This window comes from Variovorax sp. YR216 (assembly GCF_900107745.1).
In the GTDB taxonomy this organism is placed as follows: domain Bacteria; phylum Pseudomonadota; class Gammaproteobacteria; order Burkholderiales; family Burkholderiaceae_C; genus Variovorax.
In genome coordinates this window covers 119551-145573 of the sequence record NZ_FNRO01000002.1, presented here as the reverse complement: position 1 = coordinate 145573, position 26023 = coordinate 119551, and the positions used below count along the sequence as shown (strand labels likewise).

30 protein-coding genes are annotated in these 26023 nt (G+C 67.0%); 14 read left to right on the top strand and 16 right to left on the bottom strand.

The annotated features are described in order from the left end of the window. Window positions 1-8: 8 nt before the first annotated feature. The 6 genes from BLW05_RS05535 to rpsP all read right to left on the bottom strand — a co-directional run bounded on the left by BLW05_RS05535 (window position 9) and on the right by rpsP (window position 4033). Entirely contained in the window at window positions 9-1010 is a 1002-nt protein-coding gene (locus BLW05_RS05535; RefSeq protein WP_093160844.1) for a CobD/CbiB family protein, read from the bottom strand. Between the two features lie 29 nt (window positions 1011-1039). Next, window positions 1040-1756, bottom strand: coding sequence for a CoA pyrophosphatase (locus tag BLW05_RS05530; protein ID WP_093160842.1), 717 nt, complete (start codon window positions 1754-1756; stop codon window positions 1040-1042). A gap of 171 nt (window positions 1757-1927) precedes the next feature. Then, window positions 1928-2305 carry a 50S ribosomal protein L19 gene (rplS, locus tag BLW05_RS05525; protein WP_093160839.1) on the bottom strand — a complete coding sequence of 126 codons (378 nt, stop codon included), beginning with the start codon at window positions 2303-2305 and terminating at the stop codon, window positions 1928-1930. Window positions 2306-2427: 122 nt separating this feature from the next. After that, complete coding sequence (gene trmD / locus BLW05_RS05520) at window positions 2428-3174, bottom strand: tRNA (guanosine(37)-N1)-methyltransferase TrmD (RefSeq protein ID WP_093160837.1); 747 nt, start codon at window positions 3172-3174, stop codon at window positions 2428-2430. Between the two features lie 25 nt (window positions 3175-3199). After that, on the bottom strand, window positions 3200-3754 hold the full coding sequence (gene rimM, locus BLW05_RS05515; protein ID WP_093160834.1) for a ribosome maturation factor RimM: 555 nt from the start codon (window positions 3752-3754) through the stop codon (window positions 3200-3202). Between the two features lie 15 nt (window positions 3755-3769). Continuing rightward, entirely contained in the window at window positions 3770-4033 is a 264-nt protein-coding gene (gene rpsP / locus BLW05_RS05510) for a 30S ribosomal protein S16 (protein WP_088957973.1), read from the bottom strand. A gap of 175 nt (window positions 4034-4208) precedes the next feature. On the opposite strand from rpsP, the gene BLW05_RS05505 reads away from it, so the two are divergent. From BLW05_RS05505 to gdhA, 3 genes are read left to right on the top strand one after another with little or no spacing between them, the layout of a single operon-like run. After that, entirely contained in the window at window positions 4209-4730 is a 522-nt protein-coding gene (locus tag BLW05_RS05505) for a GNAT family N-acetyltransferase (protein WP_093160829.1), read from the top strand. After that, window positions 4727-5179 carry a TM2 domain-containing protein gene (locus BLW05_RS05500; RefSeq protein WP_093160825.1) on the top strand — a complete coding sequence of 151 codons (453 nt, stop codon included), beginning with the start codon at window positions 4727-4729 and terminating at the stop codon, window positions 5177-5179. Before BLW05_RS05505 ends, BLW05_RS05500 begins: the two co-directional genes overlap by 4 nt. 28 nt (window positions 5180-5207) lie before the next feature. Beyond that, window positions 5208-6551, top strand: coding sequence for an NADP-specific glutamate dehydrogenase (gdhA, locus tag BLW05_RS05495; RefSeq protein WP_093160822.1), 1344 nt, complete (start codon window positions 5208-5210; stop codon window positions 6549-6551). Window positions 6552-6593: 42 nt separating this feature from the next. On the opposite strand, the gene BLW05_RS05490 is transcribed toward gdhA, so the two are convergent. The 5 genes from BLW05_RS05490 to hda form a co-directional block, all read right to left on the bottom strand. Continuing rightward, window positions 6594-7604 carry an inorganic phosphate transporter gene (locus tag BLW05_RS05490; RefSeq protein WP_093160820.1) on the bottom strand — a complete coding sequence of 337 codons (1011 nt, stop codon included), beginning with the start codon at window positions 7602-7604 and terminating at the stop codon, window positions 6594-6596. A 13-nt stretch (window positions 7605-7617) separates the two neighbouring features. Next, entirely contained in the window at window positions 7618-8262 is a 645-nt protein-coding gene (locus BLW05_RS05485) for a DUF47 domain-containing protein (RefSeq protein WP_093160817.1), read from the bottom strand. A gap of 95 nt (window positions 8263-8357) precedes the next feature. After that, window positions 8358-8816, bottom strand: coding sequence for a 2-amino-4-hydroxy-6-hydroxymethyldihydropteridine diphosphokinase (gene folK / locus BLW05_RS05480; protein WP_093160813.1), 459 nt, complete (start codon window positions 8814-8816; stop codon window positions 8358-8360). Further along, on the bottom strand, window positions 8813-10393 hold the full coding sequence (gene pcnB / locus BLW05_RS05475) for a polynucleotide adenylyltransferase PcnB (RefSeq protein WP_093160811.1): 1581 nt from the start codon (window positions 10391-10393) through the stop codon (window positions 8813-8815). Before pcnB ends, folK begins: the two co-directional genes overlap by 4 nt. A 28-nt stretch (window positions 10394-10421) precedes the next feature. Next, entirely contained in the window at window positions 10422-11108 is a 687-nt protein-coding gene (gene hda / locus BLW05_RS05470; protein ID WP_093160808.1) for a DnaA regulatory inactivator Hda, read from the bottom strand. 267 nt (window positions 11109-11375) lie between these two features. On the opposite strand from hda, the gene purM reads away from it, so the two are divergent. The 5 genes from purM (at window position 11376) to BLW05_RS05445 (ending at window position 15772) form a co-directional block, all read left to right on the top strand. After that, entirely contained in the window at window positions 11376-12416 is a 1041-nt protein-coding gene (gene purM / locus BLW05_RS05465; RefSeq protein WP_093160806.1) for a phosphoribosylformylglycinamidine cyclo-ligase, read from the top strand. Next, on the top strand, window positions 12361-13488 hold the full coding sequence (locus tag BLW05_RS05460) for an AI-2E family transporter (protein ID WP_256330053.1): 1128 nt from the start codon (window positions 12361-12363) through the stop codon (window positions 13486-13488). The genes purM and BLW05_RS05460 overlap by 56 nt, the downstream gene beginning before the upstream one ends. Before the next feature lie 111 nt (window positions 13489-13599). After that, entirely contained in the window at window positions 13600-14172 is a 573-nt protein-coding gene (locus BLW05_RS05455) for an isochorismatase family protein (protein ID WP_093160803.1), read from the top strand. After that, window positions 14169-14792: a DJ-1/PfpI family protein gene (locus tag BLW05_RS05450; protein ID WP_093160800.1), complete on the top strand. Its 624-nt coding sequence runs from the start codon at window positions 14169-14171 to the stop codon at window positions 14790-14792. Before BLW05_RS05455 ends, BLW05_RS05450 begins: the two co-directional genes overlap by 4 nt. Further along, window positions 14771-15772: a GlxA family transcriptional regulator gene (locus BLW05_RS05445; RefSeq protein ID WP_093160798.1), complete on the top strand. Its 1002-nt coding sequence runs from the start codon at window positions 14771-14773 to the stop codon at window positions 15770-15772. The genes BLW05_RS05450 and BLW05_RS05445 overlap by 22 nt, the downstream gene beginning before the upstream one ends. 117 nt (window positions 15773-15889) lie before the next feature. On the opposite strand, the gene BLW05_RS05440 is transcribed toward BLW05_RS05445, so the two are convergent. The 3 genes from BLW05_RS05440 to murJ all read right to left on the bottom strand — a co-directional run bounded on the left by BLW05_RS05440 (window position 15890) and on the right by murJ (window position 18846). After that, window positions 15890-16369, bottom strand: a complete 480-nt coding sequence (locus BLW05_RS05440; RefSeq protein ID WP_093160795.1) for a bleomycin resistance protein — start codon at window positions 16367-16369, stop codon at window positions 15890-15892. Continuing rightward, window positions 16369-17220, bottom strand: a complete 852-nt coding sequence (locus BLW05_RS05435) for a SirB1 family protein (protein WP_093160793.1) — start codon at window positions 17218-17220, stop codon at window positions 16369-16371. Before BLW05_RS05435 ends, BLW05_RS05440 begins: the two co-directional genes overlap by 1 nt. Window positions 17221-17286: 66 nt before the next feature. Beyond that, window positions 17287-18846, bottom strand: a complete 1560-nt coding sequence (gene murJ / locus BLW05_RS05430) for a murein biosynthesis integral membrane protein MurJ (RefSeq protein ID WP_093160790.1) — start codon at window positions 18844-18846, stop codon at window positions 17287-17289. 172 nt (window positions 18847-19018) lie between these two features. Between murJ and rpsT the strand changes: the two genes are divergently transcribed. Then, window positions 19019-19318: a 30S ribosomal protein S20 gene (gene rpsT / locus BLW05_RS05420; RefSeq protein ID WP_093160785.1), complete on the top strand. Its 300-nt coding sequence runs from the start codon at window positions 19019-19021 to the stop codon at window positions 19316-19318. A 147-nt stretch (window positions 19319-19465) separates the two neighbouring features. On the opposite strand, the gene BLW05_RS05415 is transcribed toward rpsT, so the two are convergent. Beyond that, a complete protein-coding gene (locus BLW05_RS05415) occupies window positions 19466-19825 on the bottom strand; it encodes a DUF3579 domain-containing protein (protein ID WP_093160782.1) in 360 nt (119 codons plus the stop codon). Window positions 19826-19992: 167 nt separating this feature from the next. On the opposite strand from BLW05_RS05415, the gene BLW05_RS05410 reads away from it, so the two are divergent. Together BLW05_RS05410 and argF are read left to right on the top strand one after the other, a co-directional pair. Further along, complete coding sequence (locus tag BLW05_RS05410; protein WP_093160780.1) at window positions 19993-21198, top strand: aspartate aminotransferase family protein; 1206 nt, start codon at window positions 19993-19995, stop codon at window positions 21196-21198. Then, window positions 21195-22124, top strand: coding sequence for an ornithine carbamoyltransferase (gene argF, locus BLW05_RS05405; protein ID WP_093160777.1), 930 nt, complete (start codon window positions 21195-21197; stop codon window positions 22122-22124). Before BLW05_RS05410 ends, argF begins: the two co-directional genes overlap by 4 nt. A 4-nt stretch (window positions 22125-22128) precedes the next feature. Here argF and BLW05_RS05400 read toward each other — a convergent pair whose 3' ends face one another. Continuing rightward, complete coding sequence (locus BLW05_RS05400; protein ID WP_093160774.1) at window positions 22129-23088, bottom strand: LysR family transcriptional regulator; 960 nt, start codon at window positions 23086-23088, stop codon at window positions 22129-22131. 89 nt (window positions 23089-23177) lie between these two features. Between BLW05_RS05400 and BLW05_RS05395 the strand changes: the two genes are divergently transcribed. The 3 genes from BLW05_RS05395 to kynB are packed head-to-tail and all read left to right on the top strand — an operon-like array spanning window position 23178 to window position 25989. Beyond that, window positions 23178-24158: a tripartite tricarboxylate transporter substrate-binding protein gene (locus BLW05_RS05395; protein WP_093160772.1), complete on the top strand. Its 981-nt coding sequence runs from the start codon at window positions 23178-23180 to the stop codon at window positions 24156-24158. 22 nt (window positions 24159-24180) lie between these two features. Further along, window positions 24181-25278 (top strand): M14 family metallopeptidase, encoded by a 1098-nt coding sequence (locus BLW05_RS05390; RefSeq protein WP_093160769.1) that lies wholly within the window; start codon window positions 24181-24183, stop codon window positions 25276-25278. Between the two features lie 60 nt (window positions 25279-25338). Then, entirely contained in the window at window positions 25339-25989 is a 651-nt protein-coding gene (gene kynB, locus BLW05_RS05385; RefSeq protein ID WP_093160767.1) for an arylformamidase, read from the top strand. Window positions 25990-26023 lie beyond the last annotated feature (34 nt).

Here is a 26023-nt window from a genome sequence, read left to right as displayed (position 1 = left end):
CCCTTGATTCAGCCCAGCAGCCGAGCGAGGGTCAGAAGCGCCAGCAGGACCATCCACATCACGACGGAGCGCCACACCAGGCCGACCACGCTGCGCAGATGCGCGGGTTCGGGTTCGCGCCCAGGGGTGCTGCCGCTGTCGGGTCCGCGCGCATCGCCGAACGAATCGCCGGCCTGCGCTCGGGACAACGGATCCGCGGCCGGGACGGCGCGCAAAGTGCCGCCGCCAAGCCGGACATTCACCGCACCGGAAGTCGCCGCGAGGATCACGCCGTCGTTTTCGTTCGGAAAGCGGCGCGCGTCGTTGCGCCAGCAGTCGATCGCCTCCTCGAAGCTGCCGACCACCGCGAAGCCAAGCGCCGTGATGCGCGCCGGCAGCCAGTCGATCATCCTCCAGGCGCGTTCCGCCGCCTGCTGGACCCAGACGCTCGACGGCTGCGTCGACGCGCCGCTCTTGTGCACCCAATAGCGCGCGACGAATTCGCTCATGCGGTAGAACACCGCGCCGGCCGGGCCGAGGCCCACGGCGGCCAGGATGGAAAACCATGCCAGCACACCAAAGACATGGCGATGGGCGGCAATGACGGAGTGCTCGATCACATGCCGCACGATTTCACTGCGCGGCAGATTGATGGCGTCGACGTGCTGCCAGTGTGCGAGCAGCGAACGAGCCAGCGGCTCGTCGCCTTCGTCGAGGGCATCGCGGATGCCGGTGAAGTGATGGCTGAACTGACGAAAACCGAGCGTGACGTACAGGATCGCGATGCTCCAGAGCACCGCGAAAGGCACGCCCAGCGTCAGGATGAGCAGCCAGTGGATGGCCAGCGCAAGCACCGTCGGCACGAAGACCGCGAGCGACCAGGCCACCCAGCCGTGGTGCGGCTTGCCCGCATCGAAGTTGCGGCTGGTCCAGCGGGTCCACGCGAGCACCCCGCCATAGACGGGGTTGCGCAAGGCCAGCGGGCGCACCTGCTCGATAAGCAATGCGCACAGGATCGCAAAGAAGCTCATCCGTCGATGATAACGAGACCCCTCGCGGATCAGGCCGAGAGGAATCGGTAAAGGTTGCGCAGCATGCCGGCCGTCGCGCCCCAGACGAACCGCTCGTGGGCGCCGTCCTGGTAGGGCATCGACAGCCATTCGCGAGACCGCAGGTCGTCGTCCGTCATGGTGTGCCGGCGGTGGTTGGCCGGGTTCATCAGGAAGGCAAGCGGCACTTCGAAGGCTTCGGCGACCTCGTGCGGATTGATGGCCAACTCGAAGTCGGGCCGGACCAGCGCCACCACCGGCGTCACGATGAAGGAGGTGATCGTCGTGTAGGTCGGCAGCGCGCCGAGAACCTCGATGTACTCCGCCGAAAGGCCGACTTCCTCCCAGGCTTCGCGCAGCGCGGCCGCGGAGATGTTCGCGTCCTCAGGGTCGACCCGGCCGCCGGGAAAGGCCACCTGGCCCGAATGATTCGTCAGGTGCGCCGTGCGCTCGGTCAGGAGAACCGTGGGCTGCTCGCGCGTCACGATAGGCACCAGCACGGCCGCCTGGGCCGGCGGACGGTCGCTCAGTTGAGGCTCGCGACGCAGCTCGGGCGTCCACACGGGCGGCGTGGCAAATCGTGCGCGCAACGCCCGGACGCCCAATTGGTCGGCTGCCACGGCCGGCAGGCTGGTGTCGATGGAGGACACCGGCACCTCGCGCGGATCGAACGACCTCCGAGGCGCCGGGGGCACGACGTTGATCACTTCGACGGGGGATGCGCTCATGGCCGGTGATGTAGGGGTCAAGTGGATGGACTTTGGAAGTACAACGATGAAACGGTGCTTGCGTAGGACACGGCACCACGAAAAAAATCACGATCGCCTCTTCGAATGGAGGCCCCAAAGCAAAAAGCCGCCTCGAGTGGCGGCTTTTTGCATGACAAGGAGAGAGGCCTCTTATTGAGCGGCCGCTGCCGACTTGCCGGGCAGCTTTTCCTTGATGCGAGCCGAACGGCCGCTGCGATCACGCAGGTAATACAGCTTGGCGCGACGGACATCGCCGCGGCGCTTGACTTCGATACCGGCGATCAGCGGGCTGTAGGTCTGGAACGTACGCTCCACGCCTTCGCCACTGGAGATCTTGCGCACGGTGAAGCCGCTGTTGAGGCCGCGATTGCGCTTGGCGATCACGACACCTTCGTAAGCCTGCACGCGCTTGCGGTTGCCTTCGACGACGTTCACGCTGACGATGACGGTGTCACCAGGCGAGAACTCGGGGATCTTCTTGCCGAGGCGGGCGATTTCTTCCTGCTCGAGGGTCTGGATGAGATTCATGATTTCCTGATTTCGATCGTGCCCACGCTACACAAAAGGCGTCATTTGAAGCACTTGCCAGCTATCTAACAGATGTTTGGCAGTTGCCGACGCGGCCGGGCAGAGGATCGGGGAACCGAAGATTATAGCTTTTTCTTGAGGACTGCCTCATCTGCCGCGCTGAGGCGGCCGGCGCGACGAGCGCTCTCGATGAGGTCGGGCCGGTTTCGCAACGTGATGGCAAGGCGCTGATCCCGCCGCCAGCGCTCGATCTGGACATGATGGCCCGACATCAGCACGGCCGGCACGCCCTCCCCGTTCCATTGCTCGGGCCGTGTGTAGTGAGGGCAGTCGAGCAGCCCGTCGAGCGCGGGATTGAAACTGTCCTGCACATGGCTCGCCTCATCGCCGAGCACCCCGGGCTGCAGCCGCGCAATTGAATCGAGAAAGGCCATGGCGGCGATCTCACCGCCGGACAGCACGAAATCGCCCAGGCTGATCTGGTGCGTGACCCTGGCGTCGATGAAACGCTGGTCGATGCCCTCGTAGCGGCCGCAGATCAGGACCGCACCTTCACCCGCAGACCACCGTTCGACCGCCTCGTGGCGCAGTGCTTCTCCCACGGGCGAAAAGAGGACGACAGGCACCGCAGCGCCCCGATCCGCGAGGGCGGCATCGAGGCACGCCGACAGCGGCTGCGCCATCATGACCATCCCGGGACCACCACCGAACGGCCGGTCGTCGACCCGCCGGTAGTTTCCGTCCGCATAGTTGCGCGGATTCCAGAGCACCACGTCGACCTGCTTCGACTCGAAGGCGCGGCGCGTCACGCCGCTGGTCAAGAGCGGTGCGAACAGTTCGGGAAACAGGGTGATGACGTCGAAGCGCATGACGGCGCCGGGCCGAGAGCCTCGGTCAATAGTCCGGCTGCCAGTCGACCGTGATCACGCGGCCGGCCAGGTCCACCTTGTCGACGAAGGCCGAAACGAACGGCACCATGCGCTCCACGGGCTTGCCGTCTTCCTGCGCATCCAGCACCAGCGTGGTCTGCGGACCTGATGCAAGCAATTCGCGGACGGCGCCCAGCAAGACACCTTCGCGATTCACGACGGAAAGGCCGATCAGGTCGACCCAGTAGTACTCGTCGTCGCCGGCGGTAGGGAAGCTCGATCGGGGGATGAAGACCCGTGCGCCACGCAATGCCTCGGCCGCGTTGCGGTCAGGCACCTCGGCGGACGAGGCGACGATGCAGTCGGAATGTTCCTTGGCTTCGCGGATCGGAAGCCGGAACGCGCGGCCTGCGGGAGCGCCCGGAGGCAGCAGGAACCAGCGCTTGGAAGAAAAGAGCGCCTCGGGTTCGGCGCTGTGGGGCAGGACCTTGAACCAGCCCTTGATGCCCCAGGCGTCGGCGATGCGCGCCACTTCGATCGCATCCGCCGGCAATTCGGCGGCTTCGAGTGTGGGCAGCATCGCCGGGGCAGCGGCTTAGGCAGCCGCCTTGGGAGCGGCGGCAGCCGCCTGCTTGATCAGACGCAGGACGGTCAGCGAAGGCTGCGCGCCGACGCCCTTCCAGTAGGCAAGGCGATCCTGAGCGATGCGGATGCTTTCCTCGTTGTCCTTGGCGGTCGGGTTGTAGAAGCCCAGACGCTCGATGAACCGGCCATCGCGACGCTCGCGCTTGTCCGAGACGACGATGTTGAAGAACGGACGGCCCTTGGAGCCGCCGCGGGAGAGTCGAATAACGACCATGATTTATCCTTCGGGTGGTGCGGCGAACCCAAATCTTGTCTAAGGGCTCGCCCACGGAGTTCTTCCAGCGTCGAGACACGCGACATGGCCACCCGGCCAGCGACACGCTGAAAAGCCCACGATTATAGCCCGTACCCGCTTTTCCCCCACACCTGGCAGCGCCAGGACGTACCAAATGACCCACATCCGCCCCAGCCGCGACGAAGACGTCGAGGCCATCACCGCCATCTACGCCCACCACGTTCTTCACGGGACCGGCACCTTCGAGACCGATCCACCGAGCGCCGCGGACATGGCGGTGCGGCGAGCGGACGTGCTCTCCAAGCAGCTCCCCTACCTCGTCGCGGAGCGCGATGGCGAGATTCTCGGTTTTGCGTATTGCAACTGGTTCAAGCCGCGCCCGGCCTATCGCTTCTCCGCGGAGGACTCGATCTATCTCGCCAACGCCGCCCGCGGCCAGGGGCTCGGCTCGAAGCTGCTCGACGCCCTCTTGCAGGCCGCCGAAGCGGTCGGGGTGCGCAAGCTCATCGCCGTGATCGGCGACTCCGCCAACGCCGGATCGATCGGCGTGCACACCGCCCAGGGCTTCACCCACGTCGGCGTGCTGAAGGACTGCGGCTGGAAGTTCGGCGAATGGCGCGACGTCGTCCTGATGGAGAAGGTCCTGGGCGAAGGCAGCTCGACCAAGCCGGAATGAAGAACAAGACCCTTGCCGCGTGGCTGGCCTTCCTGGGCGGCCCGCTCGGCCTGCACTGCTTCTATCTGCGCGGGCTTTCGAGCACCCTCGGATGGCTGTTGCCGATCCCGACCGCGCTCGGTCTCTATGGCATCGAGCGCGCGCGGACCTACGGACTGGACGACGGCCTGAGTTGGGTCCTGATCCCGCTCCTGGGATTCACCGTCTCGGGTTGTGCGCTCACGGCCATTGTCTATGGCCTCATGACGCCGGAAAAATGGAACGCGCGCTACAACGCCGGAGCAGCCTCGGACGCCGAATCGACCGCCGGCAGCTCGAGTTGGCTCACCATCGGTGCCATCGTCCTGGCACTTGTTGTCGGCAGCACCGTGTTGATGGCGAGCCTGGCATTCAGTTTCCAGCACTACTTCGAACACGAGATCGAAGCGGGCCGCAGGATCTCGCAGTAACCAAGACCTATAAGGAGAAGAGAACCCAATGAAACTCACCTCGGCACATGACTTTCTCGACCACGTCGCCGGCCGCAATCCAGGGCAGCCGGAGTTCCTGCAAGCCGTTCAGGAAGTCATGGAAAGCCTCTGGCCGTTCATCGCGGCCCACCCCAAGTACGCGGAACACGGACTGCTGGAGCGGCTGATCGAACCCGAGCGCATCGTCATGTTCCGCATCTCGTGGATCAACGACCACGGCGACGTGCAGGTCAACCGGGGCTATCGCATCCAGCACAGCTCGGCGGTCGGCCCCTACAAGGGCGGCATGCGCTTCCACCCGTCGGTGAACCTGTCGATCCTCAAGTTCCTGGCGTTCGAGCAGACGCTCAAGAACGCGCTGACCACGCTCCCCATGGGCGGCGGCAAGGGTGGGTCGGATTTCGACCCGAAGGGCAAGAGCCCCGGTGAAGTGATGCGCTTCTGCCAGGCCCTGGTGACCGAGCTGTTCCGTCACGTGGGCAGCGACACCGACGTGCCGGCCGGCGACATCGGCGTCGGCGGCCGCGAGGTCGGCTTCATGGCCGGCATGATGAAGAAGCTCAGCAATCGCGCAGACTGCGTATTCACCGGCAAGGGCCTGAGCTTCGGCGGCTCGCTGATCCGGCCGGAAGCCACCGGCTACGGGACGGTCTACTTTGCCGAACAGATGCTCAAGCGCGCCGGCCGCAGTTTCCAGGGATTGCGGGTGAGCGTGTCCGGCTCCGGCAATGTCGCGCAGTACGCGGTGGAGAAGGCCATGGCGCTGGGCGCGAAGGTAGTGACCGTGTCCGATTCCAGCGGCACCGTGATCGACGAGGACGGCTTCACGCCCGAAAAGCTCGCCGAGCTGATGGAAGTCAAGAACCATCTCTACGGCCGCGTGAGCGACTACGCCGAGAGGGCCAAGGTCAACTTCAAGGCTGGCGTCAAGCCGTGGATCGTGCCGGTCGACGTCGCGCTGCCTTGCGCCACGCAAAACGAGCTGGGCGCGGGCGACGCGGCCACGCTGATCGCGAACGGCGTGCGCTGCGTCGCCGAGGGCGCCAACATGCCGACGACGATGGAAGCGATCAAGCGCCTGCAGGACGCGGGCGTGCTCTACGCGCCGGGCAAGGCGAGCAATGCCGGCGGCGTGGCGACGTCGGGGCTGGAGATGAGCCAGAACGCGATGCGCCTGTCGTGGCCGCGCGAAGAGGTCGACCGCCGCCTGCACGACATCATGGTGGGCATCCACGAGACTTGCGTGCAGCACGGCCGCCGCGCCGACGGCACCGTCAACTACGTCGACGGCGCCAACATCGCGGGCTTCGTCAAGGTGGCGGACGCGATGCTGGCGCAGGGCGTCATCTGAGCGTCGATGTGGGTGGCGGCACCCGCGCCACCCGGGTCGGCGTCAGAAGATCTGCATGCCGACCCAATACGCAATCGCGGCCACGAAGGCCGATGCGGGGATCGTCAGGACCCAGGCCCACACGATGTTGCCGGCGACGCCCCAGCGCACCGCGCTGGCGCGCTGGGTGGAGCCCACGCCGACGATGGCGCCCGTGATCGTGTGCGTGGTCGAAACCGGAATGCCGAGCGCCGTCGCGAGAAACAGCGTGAGCGCGCCGCCGGTCTCTGCACAGAAGCCGCCCACGGGCTTGAGCTTGGTGATCTTCTGGCCCATCGTCTTCACGATGCGCCATCCGCCGAACATCGTGCCGAGCGAGATGGCGGTGTAGCAGATGACGATCGTCCAGGTCGGCGGCGCCGGCGCATCGGCCGCGGCGTAACCGGTGGCGATCAGGAGCATCCAGATGATGCCGATGGTCTTCTGCGCGTCGTTGCCGCCATGGCCCAGGCTGTAGGCGCCTGCCGAGACCAGTTGCAGCCGCCGGAACCAGCTGTCGATGCGCGATGGCGTGGAGTGCCGGAACAGCCAGGCGACCGCCACCATCATGAGCGAGCCCAGCATGAAGCCCAGCAGGGGCGACACGAAGATGAACGCGACCGTCTTCCAGATGCCCGCCGCGATCAGCGCACCGACACCGGCCTTGGCGATCACCGCGCCCACGATGCCGCCGATGAGCGCATGCGAAGAGCTGCTGGGAATGCCGTAGTACCAGGTGACCAGGTTCCAGGTGATCGCGCCCACGAGCGCACCGAACACCACGTGCACATCGACCACTTCCGGCTGCGCGATCCCCTTGCCGATCGTCGCGGCCACGCTCAGGTGGAACACGAAGACCGCGACCAGGTTGAAGAAGGCCGCGAAGACCACCGCCTGCCCCGGCCGGAGAACGCCGGTCGACACCACGGTGGCGATGGAGTTCGCCGCGTCGTGAAAGCCGTTCATGAAGTCGAACAGGATGGCCAGCACGACCAGCACCACGACCACCCAGAGGGCGACTTGAACCGATGCCATTCGAAGCCCGCGGTCAGGAGTTCTCGAGGACGATGCCCTCGATCACGTTGGCGACGTCCTCGCACTTGTCGGTGATCGTCTCGAGCAGCTCGTAGATGGCCTTGAGCTTGATGACCTCGCGCACGTCGGGCTCCTCGCGGAAGAGCTTGCTCATGGCGCTGCGCATCACGCGGTCGGCGTCCGACTCGAGCCGGTCGATTTCCTCGCAGGTCTTGAGCGTCGCCTCCGCCTTCACGGGGTCGGTGATCTTGCCCAGGAACTCGACCGCGTCCTTCACCCGCTCGCAGCATTTCACGCTGAGCGCGGTGAGCCGCGAGATCTCCTCGGTCATGTGGCGCACGTCGTACAGCGCCATGGTTTCGGCCGAGTCCTGGATCAGGTCGGCCACGTCGTCCATGGTGTTGATGAGCTTGTGGATCTGCTCGCGGTCGATCGGCGTGATGAACGTCTTGTGGATCAGGCGGTTGACGTCGTGGGTGACCCGGTCCGCGGCGCGCTCGGCGTTGTCGACGTCGCGGTTGTACTGCTCGCGCAGATGCAGGTCGCTGTAGTTCGCCACCAGGTGTTCAAACGCGCGTGCGGCTTCGACGATGCGGTCGGCATGCTGATTGAACATCTCGAAAAAATTCCCCTCGCGGGGCAGCAGCTTGCCGAACATGTCGCTCTCCTGGGTTCGCGGCGGTCACAGCACTTTCGTGTGACAAATTCATGAAAAAACCGCGCAAGTGTAATGGGCAGGCCCGGATGCGGCCCTCAGAGCCGCTCGATGCGCTGGTCGGCTACCTGGCGCAACTGCGCCTGCGTGACGCGGTCCGGCGCGATCTCGGCCAGCGGAAGCAGGACGAATGCGCGCTCGGAAATGCGCGGATGCGGGAGCGTCAGCGCCTCGCTCGCCATGACCGCTTCGCCGTGATACAGCAGGTCGAGATCGAGTGTGCGCGGCGCATTCCGGTACGGCCGCTCGCGGCCGGCGCCGAGCTCCAGGCGCTGCAGTTCGCGCAGCAAGGGCCCCGGCTCCAGCCCGGTTTCGAGCGCGACCACCGCGTTGATGAAGTCCGGCCCGCTCGCATCGACAGGCGCGCTGCGGTAGAGCGACGAGCGCGAGACGACCCGCGATTCAGGCAGGGTGTTGAGATCCGTCATCGCACGCAACACTGCCGCGCGCGCATCGCCGAGGTTGGCCCCGATCGCGACATAGGCGCGGACGGTCATTCCGCCGCCGCACTGCCCGCACCTTCGCCGCCACTGCGCGGCTTGCGCCGGCGGCGGCGCTTGCGAGCCGGCGCCAGCGCGACTTCGCCGTCGGGCGGCAAGGCGGCATCCGCCTCCGCGGCTGGCGAGGCCACCGGGCGAGCCGCCGCTGCACCGCCGGACTTCGGCGCCCGCTGGCGAACCTTCTTGTGCTGCTCGTCGCGGACCTGGTCCATCAGGTCCTGCCGTCGCACATCGTCGGCCGTGCTGAATTCCTGCCACCACTCGGCGACGGCCTCGCCGATCTCCCCGACATCGGCACGCAGGCGCATGAAGTCGAAGGCGGCGCGGAAGCGGGCCTGCTCGACCAGGCTGTAAGGCGTGGCGCCGCTGCGCTTGTCGAAGCGCGGCTGCATCATCCAGATCTCGCGCATGTCGGCCCCGAGCTTGCCGCGGCCGGATACATCGCCGATGCGCGCATTGAACACGTCGTCGATCGCATCCTGCAGCGCCGGGAATGGCGCCATCGGTCGCTCGTTGCCACGTGGCTGCATCCGCGTTGCCCAGCCGTCGCGCACATCGGCCCACAGCACGCACGCGAGCAGGAAGCTCGGCGCCACGGGCTTTCCCTCGCCGACACGGCGGTCGGTGTCCTGCAGGGCGGCGCGCACGAACGGCTGCTCGGCCCGCTCGACCACGATGTCGAGCAAGGGATAGATCCCGGTCGACATGCCGAGCGCACGAAGCTGCTCGATGGTCGCCACCGCATGACCGGTCTGCAGGAGCTTGAGCATCTCGTCGAACAGTCGGCTTTGCGGCACATCGGCGAGCAGCTTGCTTGACGCCACCAGCGGTGCGGCCGTCTTGGGCTCCAGCTTGAAGCCGAGCGCGGCCAGCTTGGCGGAGAAACGGATGGCGCGAATGATGCGGACCGGGTCCTCGCGGTAGCGCGTCGCCGGGTCGCCGATCATGCGCAGCGTGAGCTTCTTCGCGTCGCGGATGCCGTTGTGATAGTCGACCACGATCTGGCTCGCCGGGTCGTAGTACATCGCGTTCACCGTGAAGTCGCGCCGCGCGGCGTCTTCTTCCTGCGGGCCCCAGACGTTGTCGCGCAGCACGCGCCCGCTGGCATCCACGGCGTGCTTCATGCCGGCCAGTTCGCCCTTGCTGGTGCGCTCATTGCCGGCAACCTGCTCCGCGTCATTGCTGTCCATGTAGGCGCGGAAGGTCGAGACCTCGATCACTTCATGTTCGCGGCCCCGGCCGTAAACGACGTGCACGATGCGAAAGCGCCGCCCGATGATGAAGGCGCGCCGGAAGAGGCCCTTGACCTGCTCCGGCGTCGCGTTGGTGGCCACGTCGAAATCCTTCGGGCGAAGGCCGAGCAGCAGGTCGCGAACCGCGCCGCCCACGATGTAGGCCTCGAAACCGGCTTCCTGGAGGGTGGTGACGACGTTCCTGGCGCGCTCGTCCACCAGCGCCGGGTTGATGCCGTGGACCGCTGCCGCCACTTCCTGGCGCTTGCCGAAACGTGTCTTGCCGCGCGTTGCGGCAGCGCCGGACTTGCCAAGGAGCTTGTCGATGAATTGCTTGATCATTGGGTGGAGGGATTCGGCGCCGGGCGCCTCATTCATTTTCGAGCATCGACCGGATCAGGGGGATCGTGATCGCACGTTGTGTCTGCAGGGCGTAGCCATCGAGCTGCGTGAGCAGCTCCATGAGGCTTCCGAGATCGCGGCTGAAGCGGTGGAGCATGTAGTCGAGCACCTCGTCGGACAGCATCACGCCGCGGCTGTCCGCCGCCTGGCGCAGCACCGCGCGACGCTCGGCCTCGCTCAGCACCTGCAGGTGAAAGACATGGCCCCAGCCGAGGCGGGTGCGCAGGTCCTCGCGCAGCGGCAGGTCAGCCGGAGGCACCGCCCCCGCCGCGACGACGCCGCGCTGCAGGCTCTGCGCATTGACGAACCAGTTGAAGGCCGCGTGCTGCTGGACCGCCGTGTAGAGATGGACGTCATCGAGCAGGATCGCGCCCCAGCGCTCGTCGAACTCCGGCGGATCGGCGATCCCGGGGTGCAGCCAGCCGGCGCTCGCGCCCTGTTCCTTCAGCGCGGCCCGCACCCCTTCGAGCAGATGCGTCTTACCGCTCCCGCCCTCGCCCCAGAGGTAGGTCGGCACCGGCGAGTGGACCGTCGGCGATCGCCCGTCGCCGACCCACAGCATCAGGTGCCGCAGCGCAGGCTCGTTCGGCCCGGCAAAGAAGCCCGCCAGCGTCGGGCCGCTCGCGAGGCCGATGTCGAGCGCGAGCTGCTTCATGCCCGGCCCGCCCGGGGCGGCTGAGGTGACGCGGATGACGCGAAATAAAGGTTCATAGGACAGTGCAGAACGCCGCGCGGCTGCCGGAAGGCGCTCGCCTCTTTCCGGGAGGGGTGGTGCAAGTTCACGGCATGACCCGCCTGGGAACGGTCGGTGGGTCGGTGAGCGCCCTTAAAATCGTGTGGAATTCTATCGGCCCGACCGTCTTGGTTGCCGGCATCATTGTCCTCCTCTCCTTTCGCCCCTCTCTCCAGCCCCGGTCAGCCCATGAACTCCAATTCCACCACTCCGCTCAGCTACAAGGACGCCGGCGTCGACATCGATGCCGGCGATGCGCTGGTCGATCGCATCAAGCCGCTCGCCAGGAAGACGATGCGCGAAGGCGTACTGGCCGGGATCGGCGGGTTCGGCGCCCTCTTCGAGGTGCCCAAGCGCTACAAGGAACCCGTTCTCGTGAGCGGCACGGACGGCGTGGGCACCAAGCTCAAGCTGGCCTTCGAATGGAACATGCACGACACCGTCGGCATCGACCTCGTGGCCATGAGCGTGAACGACGTGCTCGTCCAGGGTGCCGAGCCCCTCTTCTTCCTCGACTACTTCGCCTGCGGCAAGCTGGACGTCGATACGGCTGCCGCGGTGGTCGGCGGCATTGCGCGGGGCTGCGAGCTGAGCGGCTGCGCCCTCATCGGCGGCGAGACCGCCGAGATGCCCGGCATGTACCCGGCCGGCGAATACGACCTCGCGGGCTTCGCCGTCGGCGCGGTTGAAAAATCCAAGATCCTGACCGGCCAGAACGTGAAGCCGGGCGACGTGGTGCTCGGCCTGGCTTCCGCCGGCGTGCATTCGAACGGTTTCAGCCTGGTGCGCAAGGTCATCGAGCGCGCAGGCACGGCGCTTCCGGCCACGCTCGACGGCAAGCCCTTCCGCGACGCCGTGATGGCCCCGACCCGCCTCTACGTGAAGTCCGTACTGGCCGCGCTCGAGAAGCACCCGATCAAGGCGCTGGCGCACATCACCGGCGGTGGCCTGCTCGAAAACATCCCGCGCGTGCTGCCCGACGGCACCGCCGCCCATCTGCGCAAGGGCAGCTGGCCGCAGACCGAGCTCTTTGCCTGGCTCCAGAAGGTGGCCGGCATCGACGACATCGAGATGAACCGCACCTTCAACAACGGCATCGGCATGGTGGTCGTGATCGACGCCGCCGAGGCGGCCGCCTGCGCCGACACGCTGCGTGCCGCCGGAGAGACTGTGTATGAAATCGGCGCCATCGCCGAGCGCGGCACCGGCGCCGCCGTCGTCGTCGCTTGAGCAACCCACCCGGGTGAGCGAACCGTTCGCAGCCGCGCCGCGGTCCGTGGTCGCGGCCAGCTATCTCCTCATCGCCTGCACCCTGCTTCTCGTCATGTGGCAGGGGCTGCTGCCCGGCCTGCTTTGCGTCTGCATCGGCTTTCTCGGGACGCGGTGGATCGCCCGCATGCTGGATGCCTCCCTGCGGGGCTCCCGCAGGCTCAGCGCGAACGATCCGGCCTGGGCCATGACGCGGCCCTTCGCCCGCGTCGTCGCCGCGACGGTGGTCATGCTGGCGCCGATCGGCCTGCTGATCCTGGGCTTTGCCGAGGCACGCGAATTCGTGCTCGATGCGCCCGAGCAATACAAGGAACTGCTCGACTTCGTCGCCCGCACCATTCTGGAACTGCGCCTCAAGCTGCCGGCCGAGATCGCCGCCTACCTGCCGGAGGGCGCTGCCGAAGTTCAGCGCACCGTCGCCAGTTATCTGCGCACGCAGGCGGGCTCACTGGCGCTGACCGGCCGCGCCTGGCTCGGCGGCCTGCTCTTCGCCTACGTCGGACTGATCGTCGGCGCGCTCGCGGCAGTGGCCAACCAGGCGCCTTCGCGCAGGCCGCTGGCCCGGGAGCTTCGTGAGCGCATCATCCTGTTCGGCGAAGCCTTCGGGCAGATCGTCGCCGCGCAGTTCTGGATCGCAGCCTTCAACACCCTGTTGACCGCCGTCTTCCTGCTGTTCCTGCTCCCGACATGGAAGATGGAACTGCCCTACACGCCGGCACTGATCACGCTGACCTTCGTGGCCGGGCTCGTGCCGATCGTCGGCAACCTCGTCTGCAACACCGTCATCACGCTGGTGGGCCTGTCGGTTTCGCCGATCGTCGCACTGGCGTGCCTTGCGTTCCTGATCCTGATCCACAAGGCTGAGTACCTGATCAACGCCAAAGTGGTCGGCAGCCGCACGCAGATGGCGGTGTGGGAGCTGCTCGCGGTCATGTTCGTGGCCGAAGCGGTGTACGGCCCGGCGGGGCTCGTGGCGGCGCCGCTCTTCTACGCCTATCTCAAAAAAGAGCTCAAGGCGGCCGAGCTGGTCTGAGCGCGTGATGTCCTGAATTGATCGATTCAGGTCCGGCCGGGTGCGGCAAAAACGGCTCCCGCCACCTGAAAATCGGGCGCATCATCCACCAGTTTTCCGGAGTTTTCGCACATGAAGGCCTGTCTCATTGTGATCGACGTGCAGGAGTCGTTCCGCCATCGTCCGTTCTTTACCGATCGCGACATCGCGCCGTACCTGTCGGCCCAGAACGCCCTGATTGCCGGCTTCGCCAAGGCCGGCGCGCCGATCGTCCGGGTCTTCCACAGCGACGGCCCCAGGACGGCGGAGAACCCGTTCGCGATCGAATCGGGCCACGTCCGCCCGCTCGAGGGCCTCGCCGATTTCCAGGCCGCGGCGACCTACACGAAGAACCGCCACAGCGCGCTCGTCGGCACGGGACTCGACGTCTGGCTCACACGCAACCACATCGACCGCGTCGTCATCAGCGGCATCCGCACCGAACAATGCTGCGAGACCACCGCCCGCCATGCGTCGGACATGGGCTGGCAGGTCGACTACGTCACCGACGCCACGCTGACCTTCGATATGACCCAGCCAGACGGCCAGCGTCTGTCGGCGGGCGACATCAAGATGCGCACCGCGACGGTGCTGCAGGGGCGCTTCGCGACGCTCTGCAGCGTGGAGGAAGCGCTGGCCCGACTCGGCGAGAAGGTCGCAGCATGACCCCCCCGGCGAGGACCCGGCGCGTCTCGATCCTCGCGTTCGACGACGTCGAGGCGCTGGACCTCGCGGGACCGTACGAGGTCTTCACGACAGCCGCCCGCATGCACCAGCGGTCCGCGCCTTCCGCACCGCCGCTGTTCGACGTCGCCTGTGTTGCCCGCACGAGCGCGCCGGTGCGCATGCGGGCGGGCTTGTCGATCCTGCCGTCCTTCACCTTCGCGGACGCACCGCCGCCGGACGTATTGATCGTGCCCGGCGGGGTCGTCGACGGTGCCATGGCCTGCGTCGAAACGATCGGCTGGATCGCCAGCGCGAGCCGCGAGGCGGAACTGGTCGCATCCGTCTGCACCGGCGCCTTCCTGCTGGCCGAGGCCCAAGTCGTGGAAAGCGGTCCGGTCACGACGCACTGGGAAGACATCGCGGATCTGCGCCAACGCTTCCCGAAGCTCGACGTCCAGGAGAACGCGCGCTGGGTCGACCGGGGACGCGTCGTGACGTCGGCAGGCATCACCGCCGGCATCGACATGAGCCTGCATCTGGTGTCGCGGCTTGCAGGCGAAGCGCTCGCACAGCGCACGGCCCGGCAGATGGACTTTGCATGGACGCGCCCCACTTCCTAGACGGCAAGCCGATCCGGGTCATCTTCGCCTTGCTGCCCCAGAGCCTCGTGCTCGACTGGGCCGGTCCGGCCGAGGCGCTTCGCATCGCGAACCAGCTGCTGATCGCCAGTGGCCGGCCCGCGCGATTCGAACTCGTGTTCGCGAGCCCCGAACCGACCTCGGTCAGCTCGGTCGGCGTCACGCTCTCGGGGCTGCAGCAGTTGCCCTCGGCGTGGATGTCGACGTCGTGGGTCGTGCTGGTCGGCATGCCGGGGCGGACCATTTCCGTGGACAACCCGCCCGCGCAGACGCTGCTGCATTGGTTGCGCGGGCTACAGCTGGAGCAGGGTCGCCTCGAACTCGTGACCATCTGCGCCGGTACGCTGCTCGCGGCGCACGCCGGCCTCGTCGCGGGACGGCGCGCCACGACGCATCATCACCATCTGGACGAGCTGCGGGCCGTCGAAGCGCGGTGCGACGTCGTCTCCAATCGCGTCTTCGTGCTCGACCCGCCGCTCTACAGCAGCGCCGGCGTGACGACCGGCATCGACCTGGTGCTGCACCGTATCGCAGAAACGTGCGGCGAATCGCTCGCTGCGCGCGTGGCGCAAACCATGGTGGTGGCGATGCGGCGCGGACCGCAGGACCCCGAGCTCTCTCCCTTTCTCGCCTACCGCAACCACCTGCATCCGGCACTGCACAAGGTGCAGGACGCCGTCAGCGAACAGCCGCAGGCCGACTGGACCGTGCCGCGGATGGCCGATGTTGCACACACCTCGCCGCGCCACTTGACGCGGCTCTTCGTCGAGCATGCCGGCGTCGCGCCGCTCGCGTATCTGCGCCGCCTTCGGCTTGCAACGGCGCAGGTCGCGCTGCAATCCGGCGCCAACGTCACGCGCGCGGCGGAAATCTCGGGATTCGGATCGGACACTCAGCTACGCCGCGCGTGGCGTCAGTTCGGATTGGCGGGTTCCCCTTCGACTGCCGCGCCCCTCTCATAGCGGCCCGCGCGGCGAGGCCCAGTCGCGAAACACCGCGGAACCGGCTCCGCCGGGCCGCCGGTGTTGCCCCTGGAAAGGGGTGCAGAGCCACACGAAGTGGGCGAGGCTGGGGTCGAGCTAAAGATATCCGCAGAAGCGCAGGATGTGACCATCGGGCTCACGGATCGCGAATTCACGCAGGCCCCAGGGCTGCGAGGTCGGCGGCTCGATCACGTTGACGCCACGCTTCACATACGCGGCGTGCAATCCGTCCACATCGCGCCCGACGTGGATCACGATCTCGCCGCGCCACGGTTGGGCGTCGCGCCGGCCGCATTGCCACAGGCGGATGTAGACCGGGTCCCCGTAGGTGCGATCGCCCTTCTTCACGCGCGCATAGCTCGGCGGCTCGCCGGCGATGAAGTCGATCTCGAAGCCGAGCACATCGCGGAAATAGCGTGCAGCGCGCGCGGCGTCGGTCACCGGCAGCACCGGCTGGATGCCATGGAACTCATGCAGCGTGCCGAGGTCGACCGTCGGCACCACGCTGCCCGCGCCCTCGACGCCGGGCGAGCCCTGGCCGCCTTGATGCGGGCCGGCTGCCGGCGGCGATCCCATCAGCTCTCCGCGCGGCGCAGAGCGGCGACACGCTCCGCGATGGTGTCGATGTCCAACGCCTCGTCGGCGTGCGCGAGATAGGTCTCGAGATCGCGGACCGCGAGCGCCGAATTGCCCTGCTCCGCGTGCGCCAGGCCGCGATCGCGGTACTCGCCCCACGCTTCGGGAAACAGCGCGACGAGGCGGTCTTGCACCGCGATCGCGCGCTGCCAGTCTTCCTGCGCGTGATGAATCTCCTTCAGGTTGCGCAGCATCCGTCCGATGATTTCCCGCGGCGTCGCCGGCTGAAGATAGAGGCCCAGCGGCACGTCGAAATCGCCCACGAGCCCGTTGCTGCGCTTGTAGGGTTCGAGCCGCTCGCTCAGTTCCTCGCGTGACAACGACTTGCCGGTGAACGGATCGATGACCACCTGCCCCTTGGGCAGCGTGACCTTGAGCATGAAGTGCCCAGGAAAGCCCACGCCGCGCGCCTGCAGCCCAAGACCATGCGCCAGCTCCATCCACAACACCGCGAGCGAGATCGGAATGCCGCGGCGCGTGCGCAGGACGGCATTGAGGTAGCTGTTGTCCGGGTCGTAGTAGTCGTTGACGTTGCCGCCGAAGCTCAGGTCATGGAAGAAGAACTGGTTGAGCGTGCGCAGCCGATGCAGCGGCGCGGCATCGGCCGGCAGGCGGCGCTTGAGGCGCGCCAGCAGCTGATCGACGTCGCCGAGCACCTGCTGCACGTCGAGTTCAGGGTATTCGTCCTGCGCAATGCTCGCCGCCGCCTCGAGCAATGGAAACTGCTCGTCGCTCTTGACGAGCGATTCGAAATACTCAAGGGCAGTGGGCGCCTGAAAGCTGAACGTCATGTGGCTTTGTAGAGGAGCAAAGGGGGAGCGTCAAGGCGGCCGACACGGAGGTCGCGAGGCAGGCGATCAACGACGCACGAAACTGCGCAGCTTCACGCCGACCACGGCAAGCACCGCGAAGTAGAGGACCGCGGCGCCGGCGATCAGCGCCGCCAGCAGGCCGACGCGATGCAGGCGCGCCTCGCGCAGGGCGATCCAGTCGAAATGCCGCGCGCCCCACAGGAGGAGGACCGCCAGCACCACCGTGCCGATCGTCACCTGGAGCAGAAACTTGCCCCAGCCCGGCTCGGGCTTGTAGCTGCCGCGCCGGATCAATCCGACCAGCAGCCAGGCGGCGTTGACCATCGCGCCGATGCCGATGGTGAGCGTGAGTGCCGCGTGCTGCAGCAGCGGCACCAGCAGGAGGTTGAGCGCCTGCGTGAGCACCAGAACGCCCACCGCGATGAACATGGGCGTGCGCATGTCGTGCTTGGCGTAGTAGCCGGGCGCGAGCACCTTGATGGCCACCAGGCCCACCAGTCCGACGCCGTAGCCCATGAGCGCCGCGGTGGTGCGGCGGACGTCCGCCTCGCCGAACGCACCGTTGTGGAACAGCACCGCGACCAGCGGCTGCGAGAAGACCAGCAATGCGAGCGCGCAAGGCACGGACAGCAGCACGACGAGGCGCAAGCCCCAGTCCAGCATCGACGAGTAGCGCGCGTCGTCCTTCGCCGCGCGGGCACTCGCCAGCTGCGGCATCAGCACCACGCCCAGCGCCACACCCAGCAGCGCGGTCGGGAATTCCATGAGGCGGTCGGCATTGGTGATCCAGGTCACGCTGCCGGTCGCCAGGTGCGATGCGATCTGCGTGTTGATGAGCAGCGATATCTGCGCGACGCTGACGCCGATCAGCGCGGGAATCATCAGGTGGACGATCTTGCGGGTCGTCGGGTCGGCCCACGCCGCGCGGATCGCGGCGGCGCTGGCCCCGATCCTGGGCAGCATGCCGAGGCCGCGCAAGGCCGGGATCTGGATCGCAAGCTGCAGTATCCCGCCGACCAGGACGCCCACGCACTGGGCGTAGATCGGTTCGATGCCCAAGCGGCGAAACCACGGCGCGCCCAGCACGATCGAGAGGATCAGCGCCACGTTCAGCAGCACCGGCGATGCGGCCGGCACGGCAAACCTGCGCCAGGTATTGAGCACGCCTCCCGCCAGCGCCACGAGCGACATGAACCCGATGTAGGGGAACATCCAGCGCGTCATGACGACGGCGGCATCGAAGCCGCCCGGCTTCAGGCCGCTCGCCATCGCCCAGACCATGACGGGGGCGCCGATCACGCCGAGCGCGCAGAGAACCACCAGGGTCCATGTCAGCAGCGTCGAGACGTGGTCGACGAGCTTTTTCGCGCCTTCATCGCCCTCTTCCGTCTTCGTCGCCGCCAGGACGGGTACGAAGGCCTGGCTGAAGGCGCCCTCGCCGAACACACGGCGAAACAAATTCGGGATGCGAAATGCGACGTAGAAGGCGTCGGTCATCGCGCTGACCCCGAACACGGAGGTCATGAGCACGTCGCGGACAAGCCCCGTCACCCGGGAAGCGAGTGTCAGAAGCGAAACGGTGGAGGCGGATTTGAAAAGGGACACGGCCCGCGAGTGTATGGGGATCGGCCGGGGCACCCGCGGAACCGGCTCCGCCGGGCCGCTGGGTGTGCCCCCGGAGAGGGGGTTGGCGAAGCGACACGAAGTGCGCGAAGCCTGGGGGCGATATAATGGTCGGCTTTGCTGCAACATCCACAGACACTCAAGGAATATCACCGTGGCATCTACCAAGCCCAAGAAAAAGAACCCGCGCCTCGCGTCGGGCCGCAAGCGCGCCCGCCAGGACGTCAAGCTCAACGCTGCGAACACCTCGCTGCGCTCCAAATACCGCACCGCCGTGAAGAATGTCGAGAAGGCCGTCCTGGCCGGCGACAAGACCAAGGCGGCTGAAAACTTCGCGAAGGCCCAAAGCGTCCTCGACACCGTCGCCGACAAGGGCATCTTCCACAAGAACAAGGCTGCTCGCGACAAGAGCCGCCTTGCAGCCAAGGTCAAGACCCTGGCCCTCGCCGCCTGACACTTTCAGGCAAACAGCCCGGACCGGTTCGCTGGTCCGCCGTTTGATCCGGGTGCGCTGCAGCAAAGAAAAGAAAAACCGCCTTCGGGCGGTTTTTTCATGGACGCTTGGTTTTTGGGGCGGCGCGGGGGGGCGTGCGCCTCGAGGTTACTTTTCCGTCACGACAGGCGGCTTGGCGGGCGCCCTGACCGGGGCTTCCGGCGCATCCGGCACCAGGCAGGCTTCCGCCACCTGCAGGTTGTTGTCCTTGGCGAAGTTGACGCAGAAATCCCAGGCCATCGGCTCCGCGTCGCGGAGTTGGCGATTCACGACCACACACTTGACGCCATTGATCACCGTGGGAATGCACCAGGGCGAATAGCTCAGGTGGCTCCCCGGCTGCGGTCCACCCGGGCGGAACGAACACATCACGCCGGCCAGCCGCTCGGCCCAGTCGCTCGGGCGAAAGGTCCGGCCATCGTGGGTGATGCCCTGAATGAAGATTTCTTTGGCGTTGGGAGAGACCATCGGTCGGTTGGCGGGATGAATGCACGGGCTCGTGCTGCGCCGCACAACCGATTCTATCCGGGGGTCCCGCGCGCGACATATGCAGGGGCATTGGTGTGATGCGCAATCCTCAATGAAGGCTTCAAAACGGACGCCTAGAATCCGCCTTCCCTTTTCCGGAGATACGCATGAGCGCCACCGCCGCCCCCTCTTCGCCCCATGTCATGAACACCTATGGCCGCCTGCCGATCGCGATGTCGCACGGCCAGGGCTGCCGAGTCTGGGACACCGAAGGCCGCGCGTACCTCGACGGCCTGGGCGGCATCGCCGTCAACACGCTGGGCCACAACCACCCCGAGTTGGTGCCCGCGCTGCAGGACCAGATTTCCAAGCTGATCCACAGCTCCAACTACTACTACGTCCCCGGCCAGGAAACGCTCGCGGCCAAGCTCACCGAGCTCGCCGGCCTGACCAACGCCTTCTTCTGCTCGACCGGCCTGGAGGCCAACGAGGCGGCCCTCAAGCTCGCGCGCAAGTTCGGCCATGACAAGGGCATCGAGCGGCCCGAGATCGTGGTCTACGAGGCAGCCTTCCACGGCCGCAGCATCGCCACGCTGTCGGCCACCGGCAATCCCAAGGTGCAGAAGGGCTTCGAGCCGCTGGTCGAGGGCTTCATCCGTGTGCCGCTCAACGACATCGACGCGCTGAAGAAGGCCACGGAAGGCAACCCGAACGTGGTCGCGGTGTTCTTCGAGACCATCCAGGGCGAAGGCGGCATCCACCCCATGCGCTGGGAATACCTGCGCCAGGTGCGCCAGCTCTGCGACGAGCGCGACTGGCTCATGATGATCGACGAGGTGCAGTGCGGAATGGGCCGCACCGGCAAGTGGTTCGCGCACCAGTGGGCCGGCATCAAGCCGGACGTGATGCCGCTGGCCAAGGGACTCGGCTCGGGGGTTCCGGTCGGCGCGGTGGTCGCGGGTCCGCGTGCAGCCCACATCTTCGGCCCGGGCAACCACGGCACGACTTTCGGCGGCAACCCGCTTGCCATGCGCGCCGGCATCGAGACGATCCGGATCATGGAGGAGCAGAAGCTGCTCGAGAACGCCGCGAACGTCGGCGCCCACCTGAAGGCGGCACTGGAACGCGAACTCGGGGGCGTATCCGGCGTGAAGGAAGTCCGCGGCCAGGGCCTGATGCTCGGCATCGAGCTCGATCGGCCGTGCGGCGTCATCCTCAACCGCGCCTGCGAAGCCGGCCTCTTGCTGAGCGTGACGGCCGACAGCGTGATCCGACTCGTGCCACCATTGATCCTGAGCATCGCCGAAGCGGACGAAATCGTGGCGATCCTCGCCCCGATCGTGAAAGCCTTCCTCGCGGAACCTCAACCATGAGTCAGACGCCTGCCATCAAGCACTACCTGCAGTTCTCGGACCTCACTGCGGACGAATACGCTTACCTGCTCACGCGCGCCGCGCTGATCAAGAAGAAGTTCAAGGCCTACGAGAAGCACCAGCCGCTGGTCGACCGGACGCTGGCCATGATCTTCGAGAAAGCCTCGACCCGTACGCGCGTGAGTTTCGAGGCGGGCATGTACCAGCTCGGTGGCAGCGTGGTGCACCTCACCACCGGCGACAGCCAGCTCGGGCGCGCCGAGCCGATCGAGGACAGCGCCAAGGTCATCAGCCGCATGGTCGACCTCGTGATGATCCGGACCTTCGAGCAGACCAAGATCGAAGGCTTTGCCGCGCACTCGCGCGTGCCGGTGATCAACGGCCTGACCAACGAGTTCCACCCCTGCCAGATCCTGGCGGACATCTTCACCTACATCGAGCATCGCGGCTCGATCGCCGGCAAGACGGTCGCGTGGGTCGGCGACGGCAACAACATGGCCAACACCTGGCTGCAGGCGAGCGAGATCCTCGGCTTCACCGTTCACGTGAGCACGCCCAGCGGCTACGAGGTCGACCAGTCGATCGCCGGCATCCGCTCCAGCGACAGCTACAAGGTGTTCAAGGACCCGATGGAAGCCTGCCGCGGCGCCGATCTGGTCACCACCGACGTGTGGACCAGCATGGGCTACGAAGCCGAGAACGAGGCCCGCCGCGCCGCCTTCGCCGAATGGCGCGTCGACACCGAGATGATGCGCGTCGCGCAGCCGGACGCCCTCTTCATGCACTGCCTGCCCGCGCACCGCGGCGAGGAAGTGGAAGCCGAGGTCATCGACGGCCCGCAGTCGGTGGTCTGGGACGAGGCCGAGAACCGGATGCACGTGCAGAAGGCGCTCATGGAGTACCTTCTGCTCGGTCGGCTGGCCTGAGCCTTCACACAGGGCACTGGGCTTGTGCGGCGTCCTTCGCAGCGCGCCGCAGGCAATCGATGAACACGCGCGCCGCCGGCGTCAGCGCCTGGCTGTCGCGCACCAGCAGCGCGATCCGCAGGCTCGCGAGCGCCGGGCCGGCCAGCGACAACCGCACGAGGCCGCTCGACATCGTGTGTCCGCTCACCACGCTGCTCGACAGCAGCGCCAGCGCGTCGGTCCTGTAGAGCAGCGTGAGCGCCATGTGCGTCGATTGACAGGCGATCACGTCGGCCGGCGCCGCGGTCCGCCGCGCGGCGAAGAGCCTCTTAAGCAGCGTCAATCCATAGCCCGGCACCAGCCAGAGGCAATGCTGCAGGCTGGACAAGGAGCGCGCCCTGGCCTGCGGATGGCCCGCGCGCGCGGCGACGACCAATGGATGTTCCAGCAGCACCTCGCGCTCCAGGCCGTCCTGAGGGGGATCGCCTGATTCGCTGATCACGGCGAAGTCGTAGTCGCCGCCATGCCAGCGCGCGTCGGCATTCGGCCAGGTGAGCTCCTGCAGTTCGAGTGCCACGCCCGGCCGCCGGGCACGGAAATCGACCAGCGCCGCCGGCAACAGTTGCGCTGCCGTCGAACTGAATGCGATCGACAGCCGGCCGCCGGTGCCGTCGCGCAATTCGGCGATCTCCTCCTGCGTGCGCCGCACCTCGTTGAACAGCAGATGGCTGCGCCGCAACAGCGCCGCGCCGATGTCGGTCGGCGCCACCCCCTTGACGCTGCGGGCGAACAGATTGGCGCCGATGCCGCGCTCGAGCTCGCGCACGGCGTGCGTCACCGCCGGCTGGGTGAGCGCCAGCCGGCGCGCGGCGGAACGGATGCTGCCGGACTCGGCCACCGCCCGGAAGATCTCGAGCTGGCGAAGGCTCGGGTATTCCAGGGCCACCGAGGAAGCGCGCTCCTGGCTATCAATTGAATTGATCATCGATAAAAAATCTCTGTCTTTTATTTATATCGCAGCGTTTCTACAGTGGAGGCTCCCGCTCACGCAAGCCCCCTCGACAAGGAACCCCGATGACACTCGCACTCCCCCGCTGGACCCGCCGCGCGGTCCTGCTTTCGCTCGGCCTCGCGGCCGCCGTGGCCGCCCATGCCGATACCAAGCCGCCGGTGCGCATCCTGGTCGGCTTCGCCGCTGGCGGCGGTGTGGACACGATGGCCCGTATCCTTGCCGAAGGCCTGGGGCAGGCCCTTGGCCAGACGTTCGTGGTCGAGAACCGACCGGGCGCCGGCGGCCTGATTGCCGCGCAGGCCCTCAAGGCCGCCCCGGCCGACGGCGCAACGCTTCTGCTCACCAACGATCACACCGTCGCGATCCTTCCGCACACGCTGAAGAACCCCGGGTTCAGCGCTGCCAAGGACTTCGCGCCGGTCGCCCTCATCACCGACAAGACCGTGTTCGCACTGGCGACGCATCCCGGCACGGGCATCAAGCAGCTCAAGGACATCACCGAGTGGGCGCACCAGAACCCCGGCAAGGCCAACTTCGGCGTGCCGGCGCCGGGCAGCATGCCGGAGTTCGCGGTCGGCCTCATCGCCAAGGGGCTGCAGGTCGACGCCACGTCGGCGCCCTACCGCGGCGGATCGCCACTGGTGATGGATCTGTCCGCCGGACAGATTCCGTTCGGCGTCACGTCGACATTCGAGCTCGTGCCGTTCGCGAAGAGTCAGAAGGTGCGTTTCCTTGCGGTTTCCGGCACGACGCGGAACCCGGACCTGCCGGACGTGCCGACCTTTGCCGAACTCGGCATCAAAGGCCTCGAGCTGCCCAATCTCGCGGGCCTCTATGCGCCGGCTGGAACCCCGCCCGCGGTGATCGCGCGCTACACCGAAGCCGTGCGCACCGTGCTGTCTTCGGACAAGGTCAAGGAACGGATGCAGGCGCTGAGTTCGCCGCCGAACTTCGGCGGCCCGGAAGCGCTGGCCCAGGGCGTCCAGCGCATTTCCGATGCCTGGGGTCCGGTGATTCGCCTGTCCGGCTTCCAACCGCAATAAGCCACATCAAGACAACACCCCTATGACCGACACCGCTGTTCGAAACTGCTTTTCGGCGAACTACGCCGAGGCCCGCGCCAAGTTCATCGCCGCCGCCGAGCGCGCGGGCGCACATCTCGAGCATTACTTGCTCGAAGGCATCCCCGGCGCAGGCGGCGAGACGCTTGCGACCGACGTGGCGCTGCTCGGCACGGCCGACGCGACTTCGCTCGTGGTGCTCAGCTCGGGCGTGCACGGCGCCGAGGGCTTCTGCGGATCGGGTTGCCAGGTCGCGCTGCTGCACGACGAACTCCTGCTGAGCCAGGCACGCGATCGCGGCGTTGCGCTGCTGCTGATCCACGCGATCAACCCCTACGGCTTCTCGCACATCCGCCGCACCAACGAGGACAACATCGACCTCAACCGCAACTTCATCGACTTCGCGCGGCCCACGCACAACCCGGCCTACGCGGGACTGCATGACCTCATGCTGCCCGCGCAGTGGCCGCCCACGGAGGAGAACGCGCGCGCCGTGGCCGACTACATCGCCACGCACGGCGAGATCGCCTTCCGCGAAGCCGTGACGACCGGCCAGTCCGAATTCGCCGACGGGCTGTTCTATTCGGGCACCGCGCCGAGCTGGAGCAACCGCACCCTGCGCGCCATCCTGCACCGGCATGCAGCCCAGCGTAGGCGCATCGCGTGGATCGACGTGCATACCGGCCTGGGCCGCTGCGGACACGGCGAGAAGATCCACGCCGGCCTGCCGGGCACGCCCGACAACCTTCGGCTCACCCGCGCGATCTGGGGCGCCGATGTGGTGGCCGCATGGGAAGGCGATTCGACCTCGCGCCAGGTGGTGGGCCATGCGGTGAGCGCCGTCTTCGATGAGTGTCCGCAAGCCGAGAGCGTCGGCATCGCGCTCGAATACGGCACGCGCAAGATGACGGCGATGGAGGCGCTGCGCGCCGAACACTGGCTGCATCGCTACCCGGATGCCGCCACCGCCGCCGAACAGCGCGCCGGCATCAAGCGGTCACTTCGCGACGCCTTCTACGTGGACGACGACGAATGGCGAGGCATGATCGCCGGCCAGTGCCGCACCGCGCTGCTGCAGGCCTGCCTGGCCCTCGGAAACTGAATCCCCTCGACCGACCGACGGTCATTTGGAAAGTCCCGTCCGTCGCGCTAACTTCGCGCCATGAACACAAGACTCTGGGATATCTCGCCGCCGGTGCACGAAGGCGCACCGGTGTTTCCCGGCGACACACCGTACCGGCAGCGCTGGGTCGCGACGATCACGCCGGAATGCCCCGTCAACGTCAGCGAGATCGCGCTGTCGCCGCACATCGGGGCGCACGCCGATGCGCCGATTCACTACGATCCCGGCGGCGCGACCATCGGCAGGGTCGACCTTTCTCCCTATCTGGGTCCGTGCCGCGTGATCCATGCGATCGGGCGCGGTCCGCTGATCGAATGGGCGCATCTTGCGCATGCGATCGATGCGCTGCCGCCGCGCGTCCTGGTCCGCACCTACGAACGCGCCCCCATAGACCGGTGGGATGCCAACCTTGCGGCCTTCGCACCCCGCACCATCGAACGCCTGGCGGCCCTCGGCGTGGTCCTGATCGGCATCGACACCGCAAGCATCGATCCGGCCGACAGCAAGACCCTCGACAGCCATCAGGCCATCCGCCGGCTCGGATTGCGGGTGCTCGAAAACCTCGTGCTCGACGAGGTGCCGGAAGGCGACTACGAGCTCATCGCCCTGCCGCTGAAGCTCGTGGATGCGGATGCGTCGCCGGTGCGCGCGGTGCTGCGCGAACTGGCGCGCCCGGGACCGGCGGCGTAAGCTATCCATCAGACGCCCGAGATGGAGGGCATGA